This is a genomic window from Sphingomonas bacterium (assembly GCF_903643035.1).
In the GTDB taxonomy this organism is placed as follows: domain Bacteria; phylum Pseudomonadota; class Alphaproteobacteria; order Sphingomonadales; family Sphingomonadaceae; genus Sphingomonas.
Map to the genome: position 1 here is coordinate 1 of NZ_CAHJWW010000321.1, position 2,883 is coordinate 2,883.

Annotated in this window: 5 protein-coding genes; all 5 read left to right on the forward strand. The window is 71.2% G+C overall.

Annotated features, from left to right (window positions below; translation table 11 throughout):
* Positions 1-488: ATP-binding cassette domain-containing protein (locus tag HUV01_RS14545; protein WP_174298918.1), on the forward strand; the 488-nt coding region annotated here is incomplete at its 5' end.
* Between the two features lie 35 nt (positions 489-523).
* Positions 524-967, forward strand: a complete 444-nt coding sequence (locus HUV01_RS14550; protein WP_174298920.1) for a CopG family ribbon-helix-helix protein — start codon at positions 524-526, stop codon at positions 965-967.
* Positions 968-1,014: 47 nt separating this feature from the next.
* Positions 1,015-1,785 (forward strand): urea amidolyase associated protein UAAP1, encoded by a 771-nt coding sequence (locus HUV01_RS14555; RefSeq protein ID WP_174298921.1) that lies wholly within the window; start codon positions 1,015-1,017, stop codon positions 1,783-1,785.
* On the forward strand, positions 1,785-2,420 hold the full coding sequence (locus tag HUV01_RS14560) for an urea amidolyase associated protein UAAP2 (RefSeq protein WP_174298919.1): 636 nt from the start codon (positions 1,785-1,787) through the stop codon (positions 2,418-2,420). The genes HUV01_RS14555 and HUV01_RS14560 overlap by 1 nt, the downstream gene beginning before the upstream one ends.
* The coding region (locus HUV01_RS14565) for a biotin carboxylase N-terminal domain-containing protein (RefSeq protein WP_302480075.1) at positions 2,417-2,883 on the forward strand (467 nt) is incomplete at its 3' end. The genes HUV01_RS14560 and HUV01_RS14565, both read left to right, overlap by 4 nt.

A 2,883-nucleotide genomic window follows, 5' to 3' on the forward strand; every position in this document is an offset into this window, starting at 1 on the left:
CCGGCCACCTGCTGGGCGCCGCCCGCCGCCGCGCGGCCGGGGAGGCGGAGGCGATGCTCGCCGAGGTCGGGCTGGCCGATGCGCGCCACCTTTATCCGACGCAGCTTTCGGGCGGGATGCAGCAGCGGCTCGCGATCGCGCAGGCGCTGATCGCAAGACCGCGCGTGCTGCTGCTCGACGAGCCGTTCGGCGCGCTCGATCCCGGCATCCGGCGCGACATGCACCGCCTGATCCTGGGCCTGTGGGAAGAGCATGGGCTGACCGTGCTGATGGTGACGCACGACATCACCGAGGCGTTCAAGCTCGGCACGCGCGTGCTCGCGTTCGACAAGCGGCGGGTCGACCCGCACGCCCCGCATCGCTTCGGCGCGACCGCGGTCTACGACCTGCCGCTCAGGAACAAATTGCCGCTCGACACGGCGGAGGTCTCGGTGTCGGGTATTACGATTGACAGCTTCGGTAATAATAAGCAGAGGCGACAGCCGTGAAGGACACACTCTCCGCCAGCCTCGCCAGACTCAGCATGAGCCTGCCGGCAGAACTCTCGCGCCAGCTCGACGTGATGGTGGAGGAGCGCGGAGTGCCGTCCCGGTCCCAGCTGATCGCGGAGCTGATCCGCAACGAACTCGCCGAGCACGGCGCCGCGATGCGGCCGGGGGACATGCTCGCCGGGACGATCACCCTGGTCTACCGCGGGGACATGGGCCGCGTGCGCCACCAGCTCGCCCAGACCCAGGCGGACTATCTGAAGGAGGTCATCTCCTCGCAGCACGTCTTCCTGGAGGACGACCAGTCGCTGGAGGTGCTGCTGGTGCAGGGTCCCGCCGAGCGGCTGCGCGCTCTGTGCGACGCGCTGCGCAAGCTGCGCGGCCTTCAGCAGCTGCGGCTCTTTACCACCACCGCGCTGCTGCCGCCGCTGCACGAGCAGGAGCGCGGGGCGGCGCAGCCGGGGAGCAGGGCGGCGTGAGCGCGGCGCTGGCCGATCCCGATGCCGCCCGCGCCCATGCGCGCGCGATGGAGGGCGCCGTCGTCGAGGCGATGCCCGTCCTGCCCCCCCATGCCGACGACCTGCCCGCGGGCGTCGCACCGGACGACCTCCTGTGGGAAGAGACGATCGCGGGCGGCGGCTATGCCTCGCGGATCGTGGCGCGCGGCACCCGGCTGCGGCTTGTCGACCTTCGCGGCGACGCCTGCGCGTCGCTGCTGGCGTTCAACGCCGCCAACCCCGCGGAACGGCTCAACATCGCCGACACGGTCAAGGTCCAGTGGGACGCCTATCCCGCCGCGGGCAGCGTGCTGCTGTCGGACATGGGGCGCGCCATGGCCAGCATCGAGCGGGACGACGCGGCCACCCACGACGCCTTCTGCGGCCCGTCGACCGAGGCGTCGAACCGCCGCCGCCATGGCGACGGGCGCAACTCCGGTGCCTTTCCCAACGCGCGCGACCGGCTTCTGCTGGGCGCCGCCAAGCATGGCCTCGCCAGGCGCGACGTCCATCCCTGCCTCAACCTGTTCAAGGGCGTGACGATCGCCGCCGACGGCGCGGTCATCGCGCGGCTCGGGCCGTTCGCGCCGGGCCGCTCGCTGGTGCTGCGCGCGGAGATGGAGCTGATCGTGGTCCTCGCCAATTGCCCGCACGTGCTCGACGACCGGCCGTGGAGCGTCACGCCGCTGCGCGCCACCGCCTGGCGCGGCCCGGTGACGGCTGCGCAGGACCCGATCCGCACCGCGACCGCCGAACGGCGACGCGCCTTTCTCAACACCGAGGACCTGTACCGCCGCTGATGGAAAACGACCGGCATCTCGACGGCCTGCCAGGCCCGGTCCTTCACGACGAGACCGTGGCCGCCCGCGCGCCGTGGAGCCATCGCCTGGACGCGGGGCAGGGCCTGCGCATCGTCGACCTGGAGGGCAACCAGGCGGTCGATTTCCTGCTCTATGCCACCGCCGACGACGCCGAGCGGTACAGCGCGCAGGACACGATCGCCGCGCAGGCGAACATCTTCCTGCGCGCGGGCAGCGTGCTGCTGTCGAACGAGGGCAGGCCGATGATGACGATCGCGGCCACGTCGGTCGACCATCACGACACGATCGGCGGCGCCTGTTCGTGCGAATCCAACAGCCTGCGCTACGGCCACCATACCAGGGCGCAGCATTCCTGCGTCGACAACTTCCTGGAGGCGAACCTGCGCGACGGGCGCGGCAAGCGCGACATGGTATCCAACGTCAATTTCTTCATGAACGTGCCCGTCGAGCCGGACGGCATGCTGGGCATCGTCGACGGCATCTCGGCGCCCGGCCTGTTCGTCGACCTGCGCGCGGAGATGGACGTGACCGTCGTCGTCTCCAACTGCCCGCAGATCAACAACCCGTGCAACGGCTTCAACCCCACGCCCGTCCGCATGATCGTGACGGCATGAGCTTCGGTTCGGTACTCGTCGCCAACCGCGGCGCGATCGCCTGCCGGATCATTCGCACGCTGCGCGCGATGGGCATCCGGTCGGTCGCGGTCTTCTCGGATGCGGACGAGGCGTCGCGCCATGTCGCGCAGGCCGACGTCGCGGTACGGATCGGCCCCGGCCCGGCGGGGGAGAGCTATCTCGACACCGCCCGCATCCTCGCCGCCGCGCGCGAGACGGGGGCGGACGCCATCCATCCCGGCTATGGCTTCCTGTCGGAAAACGCCGATTTCGCGGAAGCGTGCGAGGCGGCGGGGATCGCGTTCATCGGCCCGACGCCCGACAACATCCGCGCCTTCGGCCTGAAGCACAGCGCCCGGGCGCTCGCGCAGGCCGCGGGCGTGCCGCTGGCGCCGGGCACCGGGCTGCTCCGCGACGCGGACGCCGCGGTCGAGGCGGCGGCGCGGATCGGCTATCCGGTGAT